Below are 1193 nucleotides of genomic sequence, written 5' to 3'. Positions count from 1 at the left end.
ACACAGTGGACGCGAGCAACTGAGGACAAGCCCTCGGCCTATTAGTACCGGTCACCTCCACCAGTCACCTGGCTTCCAGATCCGGCCTATCAACCCAGTCGTCTACTGGGAGCCTTACCCCATCAAGTGGGTGGGAGTCCTCATCTCGAAGCAGGCTTCCCGCTTAGATGCTTTCAGCGGTTATCCCTCCCGAACGTAGCCAACCAGCCATGCCCTTGGCAGAACAACTGGCACACCAGAGGTTCGTCCGTCCCGGTCCTCTCGTACTAGGGACAGCCCTTCTCAAGACTCCTACGCGCACAGCGGATAGGGACCGAACTGTCTCACGACGTTCTAAACCCAGCTCGCGTACCGCTTTAATGGGCGAACAGCCCAACCCTTGGGACCGACTCCAGCCCCAGGATGCGACGAGCCGACATCGAGGTGCCAAACCATCCCGTCGATATGGACTCTTGGGGAAGATCAGCCTGTTATCCCCGGGGTACCTTTTATCCGTTGAGCGACGGCGCTTCCACAAGCCACCGCCGGATCACTAGTCCCGACTTTCGTCCCTGCTCGACCCGTCGGTCTCACAGTCAAGCTCCCTTGTGCACTTACACTCAACACCTGATTGCCAACCAGGCTGAGGGAACCTTTGGGCGCCTCCGTTACCCTTTAGGAGGCAACCGCCCCAGTTAAACTACCCATCAGACACTGTCCCTGATCCGGATCACGGACCCAGGTTAGACATCCAGCACGACCAGACTGGTATTTCAACGACGACTCCACCCCAACTGGCGTTGGGACTTCAAAGTCTCCCAGCTATCCTACACAAGCCGAACCGAACACCAATATCAAACTGTAGTAAAGGTCCCGGGGTCTTTCCGTCCTGCTGCGCGAAACGAGCATCTTTACTCGTAGTGCAATTTCACCGGGCCTATGGTTGAGACAGTCGAGAAGTCGTTACGCCATTCGTGCAGGTCGGAACTTACCCGACAAGGAATTTCGCTACCTTAGGATGGTTATAGTTACCACCGCCGTTTACTGGCGCTTAAGTTCTCAGCTTCGCCACCCCGAAAGATGACTAACCGGTCCCCTTAACGTTCCAGCACCGGGCAGGCGTCAGTCCGTATACATCGCCTTACGGCTTCGCACGGACCTGTGTTTTTAGTAAACAGTCGCTTCTCGCTGGTCTCTGCGGCCACCCCCAGCTC

General features: G+C 56.7%; 1 rRNA gene. It reads right to left on the bottom strand.

Annotated elements, in window-relative coordinates:
• Window positions 1-21 precede the first annotated feature (21 nt).
• Window positions 22-1193 (bottom strand): 23S ribosomal RNA (locus tag AB0F77_RS43020); the annotation flags it as partial.

Source organism: Streptomyces sp. NPDC026672 (genome assembly GCF_040638185.1).
Lineage (GTDB): Bacteria > Actinomycetota > Actinomycetes > Streptomycetales > Streptomycetaceae > Streptomyces.
The sequence above is the reverse complement of the archived record's forward strand: the minus strand, read 5'-3'. Positions and strand labels throughout refer to the sequence as shown.